Source organism: Brevibacillus sp. HB2.2, from assembly GCF_013284275.1.
GTDB lineage: Bacteria > Bacillota > Bacilli > Brevibacillales > Brevibacillaceae > Brevibacillus > Brevibacillus brevis_D.
On record NZ_JABSUV010000038.1, the window covers coordinates 26,796 to 46,007 of the forward strand.

Annotated in this window: 21 protein-coding genes and 1 pseudogene; 16 read left to right on the top strand and 6 right to left on the bottom strand. The window is 47.8% G+C overall.

The features are described 5' to 3' along the window. Positions 1-11: 11 nt before the first annotated feature. A complete protein-coding gene (locus HP401_RS23145) occupies positions 12-254 on the top strand; it encodes a hypothetical protein (RefSeq protein WP_173606682.1) in 243 nt (80 codons plus the stop codon). Between the two features lie 2 nt (positions 255-256). Here HP401_RS23145 and HP401_RS23150 read toward each other — a convergent pair whose 3' ends face one another. From HP401_RS23150 to HP401_RS23160, 3 genes are all read right to left on the bottom strand, one after another. After that, positions 257-556 carry an Ada metal-binding domain-containing protein gene (locus HP401_RS23150; protein ID WP_173606683.1) on the bottom strand — a complete coding sequence of 100 codons (300 nt, stop codon included), beginning with the start codon at positions 554-556 and terminating at the stop codon, positions 257-259. 82 nt (positions 557-638) lie between these two features. After that, the gene (locus HP401_RS23155) at positions 639-1,757 is read right to left on the bottom strand and encodes a deoxyribonuclease IV (RefSeq protein ID WP_173606684.1); all 1,119 of its coding nucleotides are present in this window, start codon (positions 1,755-1,757) and stop codon (positions 639-641) included. 19 nt (positions 1,758-1,776) lie between these two features. Next, on the bottom strand, positions 1,777-2,709 hold the full coding sequence (locus HP401_RS23160; protein ID WP_173606685.1) for a DNA-3-methyladenine glycosylase 2: 933 nt from the start codon (positions 2,707-2,709) through the stop codon (positions 1,777-1,779). 169 nt (positions 2,710-2,878) lie between these two features. Between HP401_RS23160 and HP401_RS23165 the strand changes: the two genes are divergently transcribed. The 11 genes and pseudogenes from HP401_RS23165 to HP401_RS23215 all read left to right on the top strand — a co-directional run bounded on the left by HP401_RS23165 (position 2,879) and on the right by HP401_RS23215 (position 11,345). Next, on the top strand, positions 2,879-3,448 hold the full coding sequence (locus tag HP401_RS23165) for a bifunctional transcriptional activator/DNA repair enzyme AdaA (protein WP_173606686.1): 570 nt from the start codon (positions 2,879-2,881) through the stop codon (positions 3,446-3,448). A 65-nt stretch (positions 3,449-3,513) separates the two neighbouring features. Beyond that, positions 3,514-3,660: pseudogene (locus tag HP401_RS23170) on the top strand (serine hydrolase); the annotation flags it as partial. 19 nt (positions 3,661-3,679) lie between these two features. Then, positions 3,680-4,786, top strand: coding sequence for a threonine aldolase family protein (locus HP401_RS23175; RefSeq protein WP_173606687.1), 1,107 nt, complete (start codon positions 3,680-3,682; stop codon positions 4,784-4,786). A gap of 90 nt (positions 4,787-4,876) precedes the next feature. Then, complete coding sequence (locus HP401_RS23180; RefSeq protein WP_173606688.1) at positions 4,877-5,359, top strand: GNAT family N-acetyltransferase; 483 nt, start codon at positions 4,877-4,879, stop codon at positions 5,357-5,359. A gap of 199 nt (positions 5,360-5,558) precedes the next feature. Continuing rightward, entirely contained in the window at positions 5,559-6,062 is a 504-nt protein-coding gene (locus HP401_RS23185) for a DinB family protein (protein ID WP_173606689.1), read from the top strand. A gap of 212 nt (positions 6,063-6,274) precedes the next feature. After that, positions 6,275-6,913, top strand: coding sequence for a nitroreductase family protein (locus HP401_RS23190; RefSeq protein ID WP_087349231.1), 639 nt, complete (start codon positions 6,275-6,277; stop codon positions 6,911-6,913). Positions 6,914-6,936: 23 nt separating this feature from the next. Further along, entirely contained in the window at positions 6,937-7,884 is a 948-nt protein-coding gene (locus HP401_RS23195; RefSeq protein WP_173606690.1) for a ring-cleaving dioxygenase, read from the top strand. Then, a complete protein-coding gene (locus HP401_RS23200; RefSeq protein ID WP_173606691.1) occupies positions 7,884-8,501 on the top strand; it encodes an alpha/beta hydrolase in 618 nt (205 codons plus the stop codon). The genes HP401_RS23195 and HP401_RS23200 overlap by 1 nt, the downstream gene beginning before the upstream one ends. Positions 8,502-8,791: 290 nt before the next feature. After that, positions 8,792-9,472 carry a response regulator transcription factor gene (locus HP401_RS23205; protein WP_173606692.1) on the top strand — a complete coding sequence of 227 codons (681 nt, stop codon included), beginning with the start codon at positions 8,792-8,794 and terminating at the stop codon, positions 9,470-9,472. Then, positions 9,469-10,878 (top strand): sensor histidine kinase, encoded by a 1,410-nt coding sequence (locus HP401_RS23210; RefSeq protein WP_173606693.1) that lies wholly within the window; start codon positions 9,469-9,471, stop codon positions 10,876-10,878. The genes HP401_RS23205 and HP401_RS23210 overlap by 4 nt, the downstream gene beginning before the upstream one ends. 26 nt (positions 10,879-10,904) lie before the next feature. After that, positions 10,905-11,345, top strand: coding sequence for a hypothetical protein (locus HP401_RS23215; protein WP_173606694.1), 441 nt, complete (start codon positions 10,905-10,907; stop codon positions 11,343-11,345). Positions 11,346-11,365: 20 nt separating this feature from the next. Here the strand turns inward: HP401_RS23215 and HP401_RS23220 are convergent, their stop codons facing one another. Continuing rightward, positions 11,366-11,839 carry a hypothetical protein gene (locus tag HP401_RS23220; protein WP_173606695.1) on the bottom strand — a complete coding sequence of 158 codons (474 nt, stop codon included), beginning with the start codon at positions 11,837-11,839 and terminating at the stop codon, positions 11,366-11,368. 67 nt (positions 11,840-11,906) lie between these two features. Beyond that, complete coding sequence (locus HP401_RS23225) at positions 11,907-12,281, bottom strand: ArsR/SmtB family transcription factor (protein ID WP_035290894.1); 375 nt, start codon at positions 12,279-12,281, stop codon at positions 11,907-11,909. Between the two features lie 142 nt (positions 12,282-12,423). Between HP401_RS23225 and HP401_RS23230 the strand changes: the two genes are divergently transcribed. Together HP401_RS23230 and HP401_RS23235 are read left to right on the top strand one after the other, a co-directional pair. Then, positions 12,424-12,720: a hypothetical protein gene (locus tag HP401_RS23230; protein WP_016742736.1), complete on the top strand. Its 297-nt coding sequence runs from the start codon at positions 12,424-12,426 to the stop codon at positions 12,718-12,720. 192 nt (positions 12,721-12,912) lie between these two features. Then, entirely contained in the window at positions 12,913-15,144 is a 2,232-nt protein-coding gene (locus tag HP401_RS23235) for a heavy metal translocating P-type ATPase (RefSeq protein ID WP_173606696.1), read from the top strand. 54 nt (positions 15,145-15,198) lie between these two features. Here the strand turns inward: HP401_RS23235 and HP401_RS33195 are convergent, their stop codons facing one another. Continuing rightward, entirely contained in the window at positions 15,199-17,202 is a 2,004-nt protein-coding gene (locus HP401_RS33195) for an ABC transporter ATP-binding protein (RefSeq protein ID WP_173606697.1), read from the bottom strand. Positions 17,203-17,495: 293 nt separating this feature from the next. Between HP401_RS33195 and HP401_RS23245 the strand changes: the two genes are divergently transcribed. Beyond that, positions 17,496-18,146 (top strand): polysaccharide deacetylase family protein, encoded by a 651-nt coding sequence (locus HP401_RS23245; protein ID WP_309145152.1) that lies wholly within the window; start codon positions 17,496-17,498, stop codon positions 18,144-18,146. 69 nt (positions 18,147-18,215) lie between these two features. Continuing rightward, complete coding sequence (locus tag HP401_RS23250; RefSeq protein WP_173606699.1) at positions 18,216-19,181, top strand: helix-turn-helix transcriptional regulator; 966 nt, start codon at positions 18,216-18,218, stop codon at positions 19,179-19,181. The last annotated feature ends 31 nt before the right edge of the window (positions 19,182-19,212 follow it).

The following is a 19,212-nucleotide window of genomic DNA, read 5'->3' on the forward strand; positions in this document are numbered from 1 at the left end:
GAGGCTGGCAAATGAGCCGGATTGATAAAAGAAATCGTTTAGACGAAAATCCCTTTCACTATCGAGTAGCAAAAGATCAGACGGTATTCATCGACTATCAAGGGAAGCTGGTAAAAACGTTAAAGGGGAAGGAAGCGGAAAGATTTCTGGATAAAATAAAGGCAGCGGAAGATGACAAAACTGTACAATTACACCTCGCGAAAATCACAGGGAATTTCAAGCGAGGAAATGAACGAAATGACAAGACTCTTTAAATCTACGCTCGCAGCGCTTTCCACAACAAATATTTCTCCCGTAAACAAACAGCGCAAGGTCGATACCCCGCAGCAATAGCAGTGGCTTCATCTGCAAAAAAAACGCGATGACGGACATAACCGCCTCGCGTAATAGCTCTGATGGCAGAGGGGCAATCCAGTCGGCCGTATATTTTGCGTGGTCGATAGCCCCCCAATGTACCCGGAGTATCACTTTGATAAAAGGAACGATCAGCTCCGAGCAGGGTGTATGTTTTGGCAGAGTCAGCATCTTGAGGTGCTGGCTTTTTCGGTGTAGGCATATGGCTCCCCCTCTATTGGTCATGTGTCGTTTTCACTCCAAAAGGAGGAAGCCACGGTCAGCCTACATGTAGTGTTCTTACCTTACGAGTATTTCGGAATCGCGAAGTAGGCAGTCAAGCGGTGGTTGATCTGCTCTTCGGTGAGCTCTGGGAACAGTCTCGCTTCCTTCACCATATCGTACAGACGCTCCATCGGCTCACGACCATCTGCTTTCTTTGCCTTCGCGTCGTTTTTGAGCAGCTCCCAAATCCCAACTACATACTCGCGTCTGGTGACATCTTGTTTGCGGAAAAAGAAATCGAGGCGCTCCACATGATCCATGAATTCGTTGCCAAAGCGCTTGTCCACTTCCCCGCGTAGGAGGGCGATTTCTGCCTCGTACATCGGACGCTCGTTGCCTTTTTCCTTGCTGATCCAAGGTGTCTCCAGTACAAGCGGCAGGCGGCGGATTTTCTCGTGGTTCACGATGTAATTCATCGCATCAAAGCCAATGAGTCCCGCACCGATTGGCGCATGGCGGTCTTTGCCTGCCCCGCGGAAGTTTTTACTGTCATTCAAGTGAACAACGGCGAGACGGTCCAAGCCGATTGTCCGGTCAAACTGTTCCAAGACGCCATCGAAGTCGTTGACGATATCATAGCCAGCGTCGTGAATGTGGCAAGTATCCATGCAGACGGTCAGTCTGCTATTGTCGTCTACTTTCTCAATGATGGCCGCGATTTCCTCAAAGCTGCGACCGATTTCCGTCCCTTTGCCCGCCATAGTCTCCAACGCGATTTTTACGTCGGTGTCTTTAATGCCTGTCAAAACCTCATTCAAGCCTTCCGCGATCCGGGCGATGCCGTACTCCGCATCTTTGTCGGTGTAAGCACCAGGGTGCAGCACGATATTTTTGACACCAATGTAGTCGGTCCGGCGAATCTCTTCTTGCAGGAAGCGGACAGCGAGCTCATAGGTATCGTCCTTGTAAGAGCCCAGGTTAATAATGTACGGGGCATGTACCACAATTTCATCCACACCCTGCTTCGCCATTACCTCTTTGCCTTCCGAAATGTACTGGTCCTCGATCGGCTTGCGGCGGGTGTTTTGCGGCGCACCCGTGTAGATCATAAAGGTACTCGAGCCGTAGGTGGCTGCTTCTTGGGCGGCATTCAGCAGACCTTTACCGGAGAATGATACGTGCGAACCTATTTTTAGCATAGGATAGAACCTCCTTAGATTAATAAAGAAAACGCCATAAATAAAAAGTAGCGTACGACTCCCAATTCGTCCAAGTCTTGGACAGCTCTCGTATTTCTGCTTTTGTCGGCTTTTTTTCTTTGCCTAGTAAAAATTTGATCGCATTGTGCAGGCCGACATCATCAATGGGAAAAGCAGAGGGCATTCGCAGACAGCGCATGAGCACATAATTGGCCGTCCACGGTCCAATCCCGCGGATACTGGTCAATCGTTTCTCCGCGGTTTGATAATCTCCTCCGTCCCATAATAGCTCTTTCGATAGTTTCCCTTCAACGATGAGTTGTGCGACGTCAATTAAATACTCGCATTTCTTGGTCGTCATGCGCAATCCATCCAGATCAGTGACGGATAATCCGGCGATTTTTTCTGCTGTGGGAAAAAGCCAATACGTCTCTCCTTCGAATTCTACCCGTCTTCCGAATGCCTCTACCAACCGTCGTTTAAGCGTGTACGCGTAGGTCAGGTTAATTTGTTGTCCAATGATTCCCCAACTGAGCGCTTCAAACAGGTCGGGAATGCCCATGGTCCGCAGCCCATAAAACTTTTCAACGGCCTGCTGTAGAAGAGCATCCCCTGCGGCAAGCTCATAAAACGGAACGAGATCCCTATCCAGATCGAACCAGTCTCGCACATAACGTGCTACTTCTGTTCGTACTTTTTCATTGGGGAGTGAAGGGCTGAGAAAACGCACAGTCAATCCTTGATCATTCTCTGCGTGAATTTCGACCACTTGTGGATCTTGTTCCATCGGGATAGCTTTGTAGAGGCGCCCATTTTGAATGTGAAACATGCATTCGTTGGATGCTCTGGACAAGTAGTGAAGATTTTGCGAAAAACTGAATTCCGTAGGTACGGACAAAATGATTTCATCTCTATTATCGACCCAAGCCGAGTGTGATAGACCGCTTGTCATGCGAAAACCTCCTGTCTGACTTCCTCCTAGTTTTATACCAAGATAAGCGGGGCTGTCATTTCGTTATCTTGCTATTTTAATCTTTTAGCAGTACGGATGATGTAGCGTGGGGGTATACTGTCGGTAAGAGCAAGCGATTCGATGACAGCTATGGCAAAGGAGATGACATGTGTTGGAGGAACGGGTAACCGATGAGCGATGGCAGGCTATTATTCATAACGATGGGTCTTACGATGATCAATTTTTTTATGCGGTAAAAACGACGAAGATCTTTTGTAGACCGTCATGCAAGTCGAAGCCACCGAAGAGGGAGAACGTGCGGGTTTTCCAAAATGCAAGCCAAGCCCTGCGGGAAGAATTTCGACCATGTAAACGTTGCAAGCCCACGGGAGAGAGGTTGCCAGATCGTGAGTGGGTGGCACAAATTACACAGTTTATTGATTCTCATTATAACGAAAAGCTGACGTTGGAGCATTTGGCTGATGTGTGCCATGGTAGTCCATTTCATTTGCAGCGAACGTTTAAACGACTCATGGATATGACGCCCGTGGAGTACATCCAGAAAAAACGGATAGAAAGGGCGCGAGAGCTGCTGGCTTATTCGAACAACCAGATCGCGGCTGTTGCGCAATTGGTAGGAATGCCGAATACGCCGTATTTTATCACGTTGTTTAAAAAAATGACGGGTAAGACCCCGAGTGAATATCGCCAACTGTACGTCAAACAACAAACGACATGAGCTGCTTGTGAAATGTGATATCTTTAGAAGTAAGTAGCAACAGCATCTGAGAATAACGACCACTTGACGGTGGTTTCGGAACGTCAGCTTACACAGATCCGCAGGAAGAAATGATTGGCATTCTCCTGACGCAGCGTCTGATGGATTCACCACAACCACCTGGTGCTTTCCTTGATTTCTGGACCACTGCCTATCAAGCGATTGAAGATTAGAAAAAGGAGCCCTGCCAAGATGAACGATACGAAAACCTTGCGAGAAGTATTTAAAAAGACCACTTATCAAATCGCCGGGCACAGCAAGAGAGACCTCCATCAATTGCAGCAGGTCCTGTCCAGGGTGGATGGGAATGTGGAGGGCGATATGTACGGAACAGGCGAACTCATCGAGAATTTTCAGCGTAAGATGGCCGAATATTTGGGCAAAGAGTCTGCCGTGTTCTTTCCGAGCGGTACGATGGCCCAACAAATCGCGTTACGTATCTGGTGCGATGAGAAGGGAATCAAAAAGGTCGCCTATCATCCGCTCTGCCACTTGGAGATCCACGAGGAGAATGGGCTCAAGGAGCTACATCAAATCGAGGCTGTCTTGCTGGCGGATAAAAACAGCGTGATTGAACTGGACGATGTTCTCGGCATGGACGATGATATCGCGTGCCTGTTGCTGGAATTGCCACAGCGTGAGATTGGCGGACAGCTGCCCGCGTATGAGGATTTGGAGGAGATCTCCCGTTATTGTCGGGAAAAAGGAATTCGCCTGCATCTGGATGGTGCCCGGCTTTTGGAAATTCTGCCGTATTACCAGAAGACAGCCGATGAGGTATGCGCTTTGTTCAATAGCGTGTACGTTTCCTTTTACAAAGGGATAGGCGGAATTGCCGGGGCGATCCTGGCTGGCGATGAAGACTTCACAAAGCAATCGAAGGTATGGAAAAGACGCCATGGCGGGGACCTGATTAGTTTGTACCCGTATATTGTCACGGCAGAATACCATTTTGAACAAAGAAAACATAAATTCAGTCAATATTACGAGCATGCAAAAGAACTGGCGGCACTCTACAATCAATGCCAGGGGATATCCACGAGACCGACCGTGCCTGTGTCCAACATGTTTCATGTTCACGCAAATTTGCCGAAGGAAGAGCTCGAGCGTATCATGGTCTCACTTAGTGAAGAGACAGAAATTGGCTTCACGCATTATGTCAGACAGGATGACGAATCTTCTAGCTCCTATGAGGTAAGTATTGGCGATCGGTATGCGATGATCCCGAAGGAAGAGCTGGCATTGGCGTTCGAAAAGCTGCATCAGAAAATAGGGGAGCAGAAATCAAAAGCCGTGTAAATGAATCAATTTCGGGGCGGTGGTAGTCTGGTGCTTACAGATCATACCAGGCTGCCGCTAATTTCTCCGTAAGAAGAGAAAGGAAGCAAGATGTTCATTATCAGACCGTACGAAAAAAGCGACTACCCTTCGATCGTGGCTTACGATTTGCCGCAAGAACAAGCGATCTACACATCTATGCCAGTCGATGTGATCGAAGCAACTCAAAACAATTCTGGTTATATGCCCTATGTGGTTTTCGACCAAGGCCATCTAATCGGCTTTTTTGCCTTATTCACACCACACACAGGCAATCCCTACACACCAAATGGCGAGGCGGTTATTTTCAAATCATTTTCGATCGATTCCCGCTATCAAAAGAAGGGCTACGCCTTGCGTGTATTCCATGAGTTGGCTGACATTGCACGAGTGCATTACCCGGAGCGAGATGAAATCGTGTTAACGGTGCACCATACGAATACGCCAGCGATCCAACTGTATAAAAAAGCGGGGCTAGTCGATCAAGGACGGAGGTTTGCGGGCGAGTATGGCGAAGAGCTGATTTTTCATCTCGATTTGACAGCATCTACATAAAGGGTTGAAAGTAGTAGCTTTTATTTGCTCTCGACTACTGTATAGACGCTCGGTATAGTAGCGAAAAGCCTCTTTCTGGCAGCGTGCTGTAAGAAGGGAGCTTTTCATTTTGGCTGGGGCAGGAAGCATCACTGACCGTATTTGTCAGGGAAGCAGGTCTATGATAGAGCTATCGACGAACCAAAGAGGGGGCTTTATCATGACACACTATGCCAAAAACATGTACGACTTTCACGCTTGGGCGAATCAAACGTTAATCAATCGCTTGAAGGAACTTCCGGAAGGTGTTTATGAGCAGGAGGTCCAAAGCGTTTACCCGACAGTGGCAAAAGTGATGGAGCATATTTATATGGTGGACCAAAGCTGGCTTCTCATATTGCAGGGGATGGATATGCAAGCTGCCATGGATGAGACATGGCGGCAAGAGAAGAAAATTACGGGAAAAAGCTTGGAGGAAGTAGAGCAGTTGTATGCCGAGCTGGTCGAGCAATTCAGAGCTTTTCTCAGCCAAGAAGAAGATTTGGAGCGGCGCATTGTCCTTGATAATCCGTACACGAGAGTACGCGATACGAGCTTGGCAGAAATCATCATGCAAGTGGTCAATCACGGAACGTATCATCGTGGAAACATAACGGCGATGCTGCGCCAAATGGGGTATCCGTCTGTCATGACCGAGTATGCTCTTTACTGGTACGCCAACTGACAAGAGCCTTGGGCTGGAAGAGATTTCATTCTTCTGGCCTTAGGCTGTTGACAAGGGACAATTCTCGTCCTATAATTATCTTAAATTCAAGATATTTAATTTTCGTAACATCGTCATCCTACTTCCCCAAGCAGGAACATTTTTAAATCCATTATCTCTAATTTGAGATATTAAAAAATGAATGAGATAGAAAAAATCGAGGAGGAAGTCCCATGAGTGAATTCACTACCCTTGTAAAAAACAGAAGATCCGCAAACAAGTTTCTAACGGACGTAACGATAACACCTGCTGAGATCGATGAAATCATGTCCCTGGTCAAATTCGCACCATCAGCATTCAATTTGCAGCATGCCCATTATGTAGTTGTCATCGATCCAGAAGCCAAAGAGCGTGTATATGAAGCGGCATATAGACAATATAAGGTAAAGACCGCTTCGGCAGTAGTGCTTGTATTTGGTGACAAGGAAGCGTACCAAAGCGTAGAGCGCATTAATGAAGGTCTTCTTCATTTAGGAGTCATGGATCAACGCGAGTACGACCACAACAATTCTTCTGTCAGAGCAATGCACGAGGCTGGAGGAGAGCAGTTCAAGCGTGATGAAGCGATCCGCAATGCCAATTTGTCCGCAATGCTGTTCATGCTCGCTGCAAAGGATAAAGGCTGGGATACGTGCCCGATGATCGGATTCGACCCGGCAGCGGTGCAAGAGATAGCGAAGGTTCCGGACAGCTTTGTGCCAGCTTTGATGATCACGATTGGAAAAGAAGATACATCCAGCCAGCGAGTCAGAGGGTACCGCAAGCCCGTTGGAGAGTTCGTAAGCTACAACACATTCCAAGCAAGTAAATAATAAATTTGAGGAGGCAATTCAAAATGACACAGCAAACAGCAGGAATTCACCATATCACAGCTTTTGTAACAAGCGCCCAAAATAACGTTGATTTTTATGCAGGGTTTCTCGGATTGCGCTTGGTGAAAAAAACGATCAACTTCGATGCACCAGATGTATATCATCTGTACTTCGGGAATGAGGTCGGTAGTCCAGGAACTGCGATCACCTTTTTCCCGTGGGAGACTGGTCGCCGTGGACGCGTTGGCGGTGGGCAGGTTGGCTATACGACTTTCTTGATTCCAGTGGGGGCGTTTTCCTTCTGGGAGGATCGACTGAAAAAATTCGGAATCGAGTACAGCCGCGTGGAGCGTTTTAATGAAACATATCTGCAATTTACAGACAGAGACGGCTTACAGCTGGAGATCGTGGAACGTGAAGGCGGTCCAGCGAGCAAATGGTCCTTTGGCGGAGTGCCAGCTGACAAGGCGATTAAAGGCTTCGGCGGAGCGATCCTGTACAGCATGGCTCCCGCCCACACCATGGATGTTCTCGAGAGACTGATGGGACTGACCAGAGTCGGCGAAGAAAACGGCCTTGTCCGTTTCAAGGCTCACGGCGATTTGGGCAATGTCATTGACGTGAATGCCGAGCCGATACCAAGAGGAGCAGGCGGTGCAGGTACGATCCACCATATCGCATGGCGTGCCGTAGACGATCAGGATCACCAGCTATGGCAACAGCGTGCGACTCAATCCGGTCTCCATCCGACGGATATTATCGACCGTCAATATTTCAACGCCATCTACTTCCGCGAGCCGGGCGAGATTTTGTTTGAGATTGCAACAGATCCCCCAGGCTTTGAACGAGATGAGCCATTTGAGGCATTGGGTGAAAAACTGATGCTCCCTGAGTGGTATGAGCCACGTCGTGCCCAGATTGAGCAAGGCTTGACGCCGATTACAGTCAGAGTGTTGGAGGAAGATAAATAATGAATTTGAAGCACATTTTTCGAAAAGGAACCGATTCAGAAGCACCAACTCTGTTGTTGCTTCATGGTACGGGCGGAGATGAGAACAACCTCTTGCCACTGGCCGATCGTATTTATCCTGGCGCTTCTGTTCTGAGCGTCCGTGGGAATGTTCTCGAAAACGGCATGCCGCGATTTTTTAAACGCTTGGCAGAGGGTGTTTTTGACGAAGAGGATTTGGTCTACCGCACGCAGGAGCTGCATGAGTTTTTGGATCAAGCGGCGGATACGTATCAGATCGACCGAGACAATATCGTGGCAGTCGGCTATTCGAACGGGGCGAATATTGCAGGTAGTCTCCTGTTCCATTACCCGAATCCGCTAAAAGGAGCGATTCTTTACCACCCAATGGTTCCACGTCGTGGGATCGCTCTCCCTAATATGTCAGCCATCCCGGTGTTCATCGGAGCGGGCACGAATGATCCGATCTGTACTGCACAAGAGACGGAGGAGCTGAACCAACTACTGACAGAAGCAGGTGCTGACGTGACTGTGCATTGGGATTCGTATGGTCATCAGCTGACGGTGAAGGAAGTAGAGGCTTCGGCCGCGTGGTTTACGGAGAAGTTTCGCAAGTAATGGATGAGTAACAAGAGCGGCGGACCTCAGTGTCTGCTGCTTTTTTGTGTGCGAAAAAAGTTGTTTTTCCGGGAAAAGGGCATGTTTCCCGCAGATTTAATCAAATGTGTAAAAGTCTTCAAGAGCCAACAGTGTTCGTTCATCTCTTGTTCATATCGCTTCTTTACGATTGATCCGACTAGATAGGCACAAGCCAGTGACGATTTGCAGGAGGATCGACAAGTGAGTATCATTCAAAATAATGATAAAGCAAGAGAACTAGAGCGCGGAGTAGCAAGGGGGCCAGCTTGATGAAACTGACGATACTGATTGCAGATGACGATCCACATGTACGTGAGCTATTGCGATTTTACTTAGCAAAAGAAGGGTACAACGTCTTGGCTTGTGTGGATGGAAAAGAGGCTTCACAACTGTTGGAACAGGAATCTGTCCAGCTCGCCATCGTGGATGTGATGATGCCAGGCAAAAACGGTTGGGAGCTGTGCCGGGAGATCAGAGAATTTTACGACCTTCCTGTCATCCTACTAACGGCAAAAGGAGAGGTGAGGGATAAGGAAAAAGGTTTTTTGGCGGGGACGGATGATTATTTGACCAAGCCATTTGAGCCTACCGAATTGCTGTACCGCATCAAGGCCTTGCTGCGTCGCTATCAGATGGTCAGCAAACAAATCATCGTCTTAAACGATACCGTCATCGATCGGATCAGCCATGTCGTGAAGGTGAAAGATGAGTTGATTCATTTACCGTTAAAGGAATTTGAACTGCTTGCCCAGCTTGCCAGTTTTCCTGATCGGATTTTTACCCGGGATCAACTGTTGGAGTTGGTGTGGGGCGGCGATACCGAGAGCGATAGTCGTACCATCGATGTGCATATTAAGCGGCTGCGAGAAAAGTTTACGGAGAAAACAAATGACTTTGTCATTTCTACCGTTCGCGGCTTAGGCTATAAGCTGGAGGTACGAGGCTCGTGAAATCTCTTTACGTTCGGGTAGTTCTTACCTTCGTCGCCATTGTACTGATCAGCGGCACACTGGGATTTTTGCTGGCAAATGAGTATTATCAACGAAATCTACGCGCTTATAATGAACAAAAAATCATGAGCATCGGACAGCAAATGATTGATTTGTATGAGCATAAATCGTCGCTCGACCTGCCTGCCTTTATGACTCATGTCGCCAATTTGAATTTTCAGCTGTATCTCGTGGATGAGAATGGTGCTGCAAGCCAGTTCGGAGCACCTTTTCGCGATCAGCAGATAGAGCCTGCCATTATTCAAAAAGTGTTGGCGGGTGAGACCTACAGAGGGATTACAGAAGAACAGCACGGCTTGTTTGTGACCGGATTTTTTGAAAACACGTTGACAAACAGCATTGGCTTGCCGCTTACAGCAGAAGGGAAAAAATACGCCCTGTTTGTACGGCCAAATATTGAGCAGCAGTTTGGCGAGGTGCACATTATGTTTGCTTTGCTGCTGGCAGCGATGTTTGTGCTGAGCTTGGTCCTGATCTTGATCTTTACCCGTTACTTGGTGAAACCGATCGAGAAGCTGAGCCATGCGACCAAAAAACTGGCAGAAGGCGAGTACGATATCCACTTGGACATCTCTCGCCGGGATGAAATCGGTGATTTGGCCATGCATTTTGCCAGGATGACAGAGTCTCTCAAGCAATTGGACGAGATGCGCCAAGAGTTTGTCTCCAATGTCTCTCATGAAATCCAGTCTCCATTGACATCGATCCAAGGCTTTTCTCAAGCCATCCGCAGCGGTGGTGTGACAAGCGAACAGCGGGAGACGTACTTGACTATCATCGAAGAGGAGAGCAGGCGGCTGTCTTCCTTGAGCAAGCAGCTGTTGACGCTCGCTTCCCTGGACAAGGAGACAGGTCTGTACGAACCGACACGTTTTCGTCTCGATGAGCAGATCAGGCAAGTCCTCTTAGTTTTGGAGCATCAGTGGCAACAAAAAAAGCTCACGATGGAGCTGACCTTACCGGAGACCTTTATCGTGGGTGACAAGCAGCTGCTCAATCAGGTATGGATGAACCTGATTGCCAATAGTATCAAATTCACCCCAAAGGCTGGCTCTATTTATATTATGATACAGAAGGATACGCGAATCGTCGTGACCATTCGGGATACGGGGATTGGCATGTCAGAAGAAGAGCTGGAGCATGTCTTTGACCGTTTTTACAAAGGAGACAAGTCACGCAATCGAGAAGCGACGGGAAGCGGTCTCGGTCTTTCTATCGTGCTAAAAATTTTGCAGGTTGCAAAAGGCGGCATTCACATTCAGAGCCGTATAGGCGAAGGGACAACGGTTACGGTCAGCCTCCCGACGGGTGAACATCCTACTGCGCGAACGACAAAGGAATCATAACGAAGCAAAGCAAAGGAGTGATTTCCATGAATATCGGCATGCGTATACTCGCCGCAGTCATATCCCCTTTTATTACCGGTCTGTATGCTGCGCTGATCATCTACCTTTATCGTGATCCTAGCGCGCCATACGGGTTCGGACAAGAGTATTTGCTGGGTGTACTTATAAGCATGGCAATGAACCTAATTGTCTTCGTATGGCTGTCGGTATTCGTGGAATGGCTAGTGAGTCGGTCACACTTGATCGGGTGGAAAAATTACGTTGTGCGTTTCGCAGGATATGCTGTCATCGGTTATGTACCTGTACTGTTTCAATGGCTAAAGAGTGTTGATCCGCATGCCGCATTGTTTTATCCGCAGGCAACAGTTTTTGTGTTCGCTTCGATCTGTTACTTTCTTATATTTGTAGGTATAGAGGCGACCAGGAAGCGGTTTACCCGGAAAAGCGAGGAAACCCGTTGCGGTTAATCAAATGTTTAAAATGCTGGCTAAGCGGTTGTGTACCATTGAATGACATAATAATGGTTTGCGTTACCCCCGAATAAAAGAAAATCATTCCACTTATCATAAATCAGCGTGTTAGTGGACGCAGCTGTCACAATGGAGCCAAAATCAAATTCAATACCGAGTGCATCTAGTTTGCTAAGCGTATTTTTCACGTCTATTTCCATGAATAACCCAAATCTTAGGAGGGGATCAATGACCCGACTAAGTATAAGCTGTCTTTTGCTATTTTTGACGTTCATCTCTTCCCAAGCCCATTCTTCCCCCCAATATTCGAGGCGCTCCATTAAAAGTAGAAAAGCATCCACCGGATGAGGAACTTCTGTTTTTTCGAGAGACAAGAGAAAGGCTGAAGCCTCCCAACGTGGTTGACGGTCTTCTTGAATATGAAAATAATCGACGAATTTTTGGGTATCGATACCCTGTAAACAGTGGACTACCGCATTCTTGTCTAACATGTTCTAACTCCTCTTGTCCATTTCTTAAAAAAAGTCATCTTCTCTTATAACAAAAAAGCCCGAGCAATCAGGTAGCTCGGACAATGGTTTTCTGTTCTTTGGCGTGTTCAATCCCCGCAGATATGAGATGGCGTACATGGTCATCATCCAACGAGTAAAAAACGAGCTTTCCTTCTTTGCGGTACTTGGCCAGTCCCATGTTGCGAAGAAGCCGCAAATGGTGGGAAGTGTTAGCGATCGAGCTTCCGATGATAGCAGCCACATCGCAGACACAGAGCTCGTCTTCCATCGAGAGGATGTGAATGATTTTGGCGCGGGTGTCATCAGCCAACGCCTTGAAGATTTTTGCTACCCCTTCTGATTCTGTGGCGAACGGCTTTAACCGATTTACTTTTTCCTCATCAAAACATTGGATTTCACAGATGTCATCCACTGTAACCATCACCTCATGCTCTACAATGTCCTACTATTATAGACATTCACAGGGAAAGTGAAAAGGAAAAACGACATTTTCATGGCAGTGTAGTGTCCCTCTCTGTTTTCGTGTAAGATGAACATGATCCAAGAAATGGGGAGAGAATACCATGAGTGCGCAACCAAAGTGCCCGAAGTGCCGTTCTGCGAAAATCGATTTGACAGAATCGATCAATAAGCCATTATACATAACCATTTATGCAGCGGTTTTGGCAGTGCTTGCTTTGATCGGTATTTCGGTGAAAGGGACGCCTGTCATCTTTTTGTTCCTCGGACTATCAGGGGCCTTTATCCTGTTTGCCGTTCGTCTTGCCTTAGAAAAGCGCAAAGTAATTAAGTGCAAATGTCTGGACTGTGGGGAGCGTTGGCAGACTACCCCAACACCTGTAGAAGCCCGTTCTAAGTAACAAGACTCCTAGTAAAATAGGGGTCTTTTTCTTTATTCCCAGTCTGTAAAAAAATGGGCGAAATATTCAAATCAATTCTTGAACGAACCAGAAGGATGCGATAATATAATAATTAAATATTTGTTTGAATGTTTGTGGATTGATTTCATTCGAAGCTGGGCAAAATAGATGCTTGGAAAAAGGTGAAAACAGATGGCAGAAGAACGAAAAAAAGATGAGTGTTGCAGTGGGCATCAATGCGGCAGTGAGCATAAGCATGCTGGTAAAATTCTCACGGTTCTCGAGCCTGCGGCTGCGGCAACTGAAAGCGCAGGCATTCTTTCTTCACAGGCTGTTGTCTATCGCGTTATAGGTATGGATTGCAGTTCGTGCGCCAAATCGCTGGAAAAGCATATGCATACGTTGCCTGCGGTAAAAGAGGTAAACGTGAACTTTTCCACGGGTAAAATGCAGCTCGTCGCGGATGGGCTAGGAGAAGACGCCGTGGTCAAGGAAGTCGCAAAGGCCGGATATAGTGCCATGCTACTTACGAGGCGCACGGCCAAAGCAGTTCCGAAAACGGATCGAGCAGGGACGACACTGACGGTGATTTCTGGTGTGTTGTTGGCTCTCGGTTTTCTAGGTTCCTTATCGACTGGCATACCTCCGCTGGTCGTTACTGTTCTCTATGCGTTGTCGATCATAAGCGGCGGCTACCGACCTGCACGCAGTGCTTTTTACGCGATAAAAAGCGGTTCACTGGATATGAACGTATTGATGTCTGTTGCGGCTGTTGGAGCCGCATTAATCGGGGAGTGGCTGGAGGGCGCAACTGTCGTCTGGCTCTTTTCCATCGGAAACTTGCTGCAGACCAAGTCGATTGAAAAAACGCGCGACTCCATACGCAATCTGATGGATTTGGCTCCGCCTGAAGCATGGGTCAAGGTGGGGGAGTCTCTTACCCGCAAACCAGTTGAGGACATCACTGTCGGTCAAGTCATCGTAGTGAAGCCGGGAGAGAAAATCCCGCTGGATGGTGTCATCGTACATGGGACATCGAGCGTCAATCAGGCTCCGATTACAGGTGAATCGATTCCCGTAGATAAGCTGGTCGGCGACAGTGTTTTTGCAGGAAGTGTCAACGAGAGTGGCGCGGTGGAGATCAAGGTAACAAAGCTGGTGGAAGATACAGCGATTGCCAGAATCATTCATCTCGTGGAGGAAGCGCAGGAGAAAAAAGCGCCTACTCAGGCGTTCGTCGACAAATTCGCTGCGATCTACACGCCAATCGTGCTCGTGCTTGCTTTGCTCGTGATTGTATTCCCGCCATTACTCGGAATCGGTACCTGGGGAGAATGGTTTTACAGAGGGCTTGAGCTGCTAGTCGTTGCTTGCCCGTGCGCACTGGTCATTTCTACGCCAGTTGCGATTGTGTCCGCGATTGGAAATGCCGCGAGAAACGGCGTCCTGATCAAGGGCGGTACGTTTTTGGAAAAGGCAGGAGCGATTACCGCAATTGCTTTCGATAAAACGGGCACATTGACGGAAGGAAAACCACAGGTTGCGGCGGTTATCGAGATGGAGGGAAGCGAGGACGACGTAGTATCGATCGCCAGAACGATTGAAGAGCGTTCTTCCCATCCGATTGCACTAGCGATTCTCACCTATGCGAAACAAAAGCAGATTGCTTCCCAGAGTGGGCAAGATTTCAAGGCGATCGTCGGAAAAGGGGCGAGCGCTGTCATCGGAACCGAAACATTTTATGCAGGAAAGCCCGCCCTGTTTCAAGAGCTGGGAGTCGATCTGTCGGCATGGCAAACGAAAGTCGAGTCGTTGCAGAGTGAGGGACATACCCTGGTGGTTATCGGTACCGCAACGAAATTGATCGGGATGATTGCCGTTGCCGATACCATTCGTGAGATTACGGTTAGTGCCATTGGCAAGCTCAAGGCCGCAGGAATCGAAGACATCGTGATGCTGACCGGTGACAATACGGGTACGGCGAAAAAAGTAGCGAGTCAGACAGGCGTCAATCGTTATTTTGCAGAGCTGCTGCCACAAGATAAGGTAGAAGCGGTCAAGCGACTACAGCAAGAAGGCAAGGTCGTCGCCATGGTGGGTGACGGGATCAATGATGCACCTGCTCTCGCATCAGCTGACTTGGGGATTGCGATGGGTGGAGCAGGTACTGATACGGCAATGGAAACCGCGGATATCGTACTGATGGCTGATAATCTCGAAAAGCTGCCGCACACGATGAAGATCAGCAGAAAAGCACTCACGATTATCAAGCAAAACATCTGGTTTTCGATCATCGTGAAGCTGGTTGCACTCGTGCTGATATTCCCAGGCTATCTCACCTTGTGGCTGGCGGTACTCAGTGACACGGGAGCCGCCTTGCTGGTCATCTTAAACAGCATGAGACTCTTGCGTATGAAAGGCTAAATAAAAAAGGGGAGATGAGCTGTCGAAGCTCTCTCCCTTTTTTTGTATATAGGTTTACACCAAGACGCCGCCACCGTATCTTTCGAATTCTTTCTGGGTGCAAGCGACAAAGTGACCGCGCTCCACTTCACGTAAGACGCGTTCTTCCCCTTGATCTCGCAAATATTCCTGATCATCGAAAACGATGCGCTTACGGTTGCGCTCATAATCCGGGTCTGGCAACGGAATTGCCGAGAGCAACGATTTGGTGTACGGATGAATGGGATTCTCGTACAGGCGATTACTTTCTGCCAGCTCCACGATACGTCCGCGGTACATAACACCAATGCGGTCACTGATGTATTTAACCATGGACAGGTCATGGGCGATGAACAGATAGGTTAGGCCTTTTTCTTTTTGCAGGCGTTTGAGCAGGTTGATGACCTGCGCCTGAATGGACACGTCGAGGGCAGAGATCGGTTCATCGGCAATGATGAATTCCGGATCAACAGCCAATGCCCGTGCAATCCCGATCCGTTGGCGCTGTCCGCCGCTGAACTCATGTGGGTAACGGTTTGCGTGCTCGCGGTTGAGGCCGACGGTTTCCAACAACTCGTGTACCTTGGCGATGCGTGCTTCCTTGTTCGCGAGACGATGAATGTCGAGACCTTCCGCAATAATATCAGATACAGTCAGACGTGGATTCAACGATGAGTACGGATCTTGGAAAATCATCTGGATTTTGCGGTTGAGCCATTTCTTTTCTTCGAGTGTTTTCTTCCCGTGTACACTTTGTCCATTGAACAAGACTTCTCCGCCAGTTGCATCGTACAGGCGAAGGATGGTGCGTCCTGTGGTCGATTTACCGCAACCGGATTCACCCACAAGGCCAAAGATTTCCCCTTTGTAGATGTCGAAGGTGATACCATCTACCGCTTTCAGCGTATGACCATTCCCGAGGTCAAAATGCTGTTTCAAATCCTTGACTTCAACCAGCTTCTCGCGATTCTCGTAGTTGAACGTTTTTTTGGTGCTTACAGGAGCCGCAGTCGCCTCATCAGAATTGACTTTTCGTCTCACAGCCGAAGCGGGCGGTTTGATGTCAGGTGCCATTTCATGCAGGAGCCATGTTGCTGCATAGTGCGTATCGGAGATTTTGAACATCGGCGGTTCATATTCCAGATCGACCTTCAACGCAAATGGGTTACGAGCCGCGAAAGCATCACCAACAGGTGGTTTAAACATGTCAGGCGGCGATCCAGGAATGGACATCAGCTCGTCATCGCTGGAATCGAGGCTAGGCATGGAACCTAATAGACCCCATGTATACGGGTGTTTAGGATCGTAGAAAATTTCATCGACTTTACCAATTTCCACAATTTTTCCTGCATACATAACCGCGACACGGTCTGCCATGTTCGCAACTACACCGAGGTCATGCGTAATAAAGATGATCGAGGTACCCATCTTCTTTTGCAGTTCCTTTAGCAACTCCAAAATCTGCGCTTGAATCGATACGTCCAAAGCAGTTGTCGGCTCATCAGCGATGATAATTTTTGGATTGCAGGCCAATGCGATGGCAATGACAATCCGTTGACGCATCCCACCAGAAAACTGATGCGGGTATTGATCGACACGCTCTTTGGCAAAGGGAATCCCTACCATTTCCAACAGTTCAATAGCACGGCTGCGGGCGTCTGCACGGTTCAGCTTTTGGTGCTTGATGAAGCTCTCCATGATTTGATTCCCGATAGTCATCGTCGGATTCAAGGAAGTCATCGGGTCTTGGAAGATCATCGAGATATCGCGACCGCGAACATCCTGCATTTCTTTTTCAGAAAGCGTAACCAAATCTCTTCCTTCAAAAAGAACTTGTCCTTTTGGAATGCGTCCAGGAGGAGAAGGAATGAGGCGCATAAGTGCTTGGGAAGTGACGGATTTACCGGAACCAGATTCACCAACAATCGCCAGCGTTTCTCCTTTTTCCAGATCGAAGGAGACGCCACGTACTGCCTTGACTTCACCTGCATACGTATCGAATGACACATGCAAATCTTTTACTTCTAAAACTTTTCCCATATAATCATCCCTTTCGAGCATGCTTTGTCGTGATTAACCCTCCATGTATATCCAACGCTCTCTCTAATAGAGGTAGTTCAAAAAGTCGACTTTTTGAATACGCACTAGTATAAATTTTTGCGAAAATGAAAATCATTATCACTATTATACTATATTCATTAACCGTTGTTAAAAAATTTTTTTCTGCGTTGCATACTCATGCAGAATCGGTTTTTTTAGCGTTACCAAATGATAGCCCAGTCATACTATGCATCAAAGCAGCAGAATACTGGCTTATAGGGAGGGTAACGCTTGTGAACAAGCTCAATGGGCCCAAGGAAATCGCACTCACTTTTGATGATGGACCGGATCAGTTGTGGACGCCTCGTGTGTTAGACATATTCGCTCACTATCAGGTAAAGGCCACTTTCTTCTGTGTGGGGCAAATGGTGAAGTACAACCCGAAAACACTGGAACGGATCGTAAAGGAAGGACACATGGTTGGAAACCATAGCTGGGATCACCCCGACTTTACGAAAATCCCTCTCTTGGCTGTTTATGAGCAGGTAGAACGTACCTCGGATCAGATCGAAAAGGTAGTAGGTGTGAGACCTCGGATAGTTCGGCCGCCATATGGAGCAGTGAATGAGGAGGTCATCCAGCTGCTTGCGGCGAGCGACTACGAAATGATTTTGTGGGATATAGATAGTTGGGATTGGATAGGTCTCACCGGCCCACAGGTCGCAAGAAACATCTTGGGACATGTCAACCCAGGCGCAGTCGTGCTTCAACATTCCGCTGGCGGTACGAAAGACACGTTAAAGGGGAGTATGGACGCCTTGCCCTATATTATTGAGGTGTTAAGTGAGCAGAAATATACCTTCTCAACCGTTTCCGCCATGTTTCAACTGGCAGCTTATCGAGAAAGAACCTGTCCAGTCGAGAAAAGGAGAAGGGGCAGATAGAGGAAATGGATAGAAATCTGTGGTAATTAGTAGAATCAGAAGATTTCTTTTAGGGGAGCGAATCAAAACATGTCCAAAGCCGATAATATGCTCTCCATTTTGTGGCTGTTGAAGACCGGCAAGCGAATGACAGCCAAGCAATTGGCAGAGATTCTCGAGATTAATATTCGCACCGTTTATCGCTATATCGACTCACTGTGTGCGAGCGGTGTACCCATCATTTCTGATGCCGGACACAACGGTGGCTACAGTTTACTTCAGCAATTTAATGAGGCTCCGTTATTTTTCGACCTCAACGAGCAAAAAGCCCTGATTCATGCAGCCGCTTTTGCCCAAGAGGCAGGTTATCCCTTCGGAGCAGATTTACACCGAGCCATTTCCAAGCTAAAACGTTACACAAATGAAGAGCAGCGTGACGCGATTGACCGACATAGTATCGGCTTCGAGGTGATCCAGCCTCCTGTTGATCCTTCTCTTGAATCTACCCTACAGGAACTGGAGCTGTCTGTTGCCAATGGGTACACTCTTTCGATCGAGTATCAGAAAGCCTACCAGACAACGAGACAGATGCGTCATATCGATCCATATGGGCTCGTTTATTGGAAGGGAAACTGGTATATCGTTGCCTATTGCCATCTCCGTACTACCATTCGCAGCTTTCGTGCAGATCGTGTTCATGAGATCCAACGTACAGAAGGCAGCTTCCAACGCCCTCCTGAATTTTCTGCGCGCCATTTTTTTCTCTCGAATTTACTGCCGGAAGCAGACAAGCAGGGCAACACCATTTTGATCAAAATCAAAGGAAGGCCACAGTCACTCGTTGATTTGTGTAGGCATTGGTATCTCGGACATACTGTGATGGAACGCAGCGAGGCACAGGTGATTTTTCAAGTAGATGAGCAAATGGCCCATTCGATCCTTCCTCATTATCTGTTGCCATACGGAAAATCCATTCAAGTTGAAGAGCCAGCCTTTGTAAAAGAGAGATTGGCTGCCATCGCTGCCGATTTATTTCTTTTTTATCAGTCGACTTGATATCACTGACCATTTTTGTCAGCAGAGTTGA

Coding starts and splice junctions, on each gene's coding strand:
- HP401_RS23145 (WP_173606682.1), top strand. CDS start 12: ATGAGCCGGATTGATAAAAGAAATCGTTTAGACGAAAATCCCTTTCAC.
- HP401_RS23150 (WP_173606683.1), bottom strand. CDS start 556: ATGCCTACACCGAAAAAGCCAGCACCTCAAGATGCTGACTCTGCCAAA.
- HP401_RS23155 (WP_173606684.1), bottom strand. CDS start 1,757: ATGCTAAAAATAGGTTCGCACGTATCATTCTCCGGTAAAGGTCTGCTG.
- HP401_RS23160 (WP_173606685.1), bottom strand. CDS start 2,709: ATGACAAGCGGTCTATCACACTCGGCTTGGGTCGATAATAGAGATGAA.
- HP401_RS23175 (WP_173606687.1), top strand. CDS start 3,680: ATGAACGATACGAAAACCTTGCGAGAAGTATTTAAAAAGACCACTTAT.
- HP401_RS23180 (WP_173606688.1), top strand. CDS start 4,877: ATGTTCATTATCAGACCGTACGAAAAAAGCGACTACCCTTCGATCGTG.
- HP401_RS23185 (WP_173606689.1), top strand. CDS start 5,559: ATGACACACTATGCCAAAAACATGTACGACTTTCACGCTTGGGCGAAT.
- HP401_RS23190 (WP_087349231.1), top strand. CDS start 6,275: ATGAGTGAATTCACTACCCTTGTAAAAAACAGAAGATCCGCAAACAAG.
- HP401_RS23195 (WP_173606690.1), top strand. CDS start 6,937: ATGACACAGCAAACAGCAGGAATTCACCATATCACAGCTTTTGTAACA.
- HP401_RS23200 (WP_173606691.1), top strand. CDS start 7,884: ATGAATTTGAAGCACATTTTTCGAAAAGGAACCGATTCAGAAGCACCA.
- HP401_RS23205 (WP_173606692.1), top strand. CDS start 8,792: ATGAAACTGACGATACTGATTGCAGATGACGATCCACATGTACGTGAG.
- HP401_RS23215 (WP_173606694.1), top strand. CDS start 10,905: ATGAATATCGGCATGCGTATACTCGCCGCAGTCATATCCCCTTTTATT.
- HP401_RS23220 (WP_173606695.1), bottom strand. CDS start 11,839: ATGTTAGACAAGAATGCGGTAGTCCACTGTTTACAGGGTATCGATACC.
- HP401_RS23225 (WP_035290894.1), bottom strand. CDS start 12,281: ATGGTTACAGTGGATGACATCTGTGAAATCCAATGTTTTGATGAGGAA.
- HP401_RS23230 (WP_016742736.1), top strand. CDS start 12,424: ATGAGTGCGCAACCAAAGTGCCCGAAGTGCCGTTCTGCGAAAATCGAT.
- HP401_RS23235 (WP_173606696.1), top strand. CDS start 12,913: ATGGCAGAAGAACGAAAAAAAGATGAGTGTTGCAGTGGGCATCAATGC.
- HP401_RS33195 (WP_173606697.1), bottom strand. CDS start 17,202: ATGGGAAAAGTTTTAGAAGTAAAAGATTTGCATGTGTCATTCGATACG.
- HP401_RS23250 (WP_173606699.1), top strand. CDS start 18,216: ATGTCCAAAGCCGATAATATGCTCTCCATTTTGTGGCTGTTGAAGACC.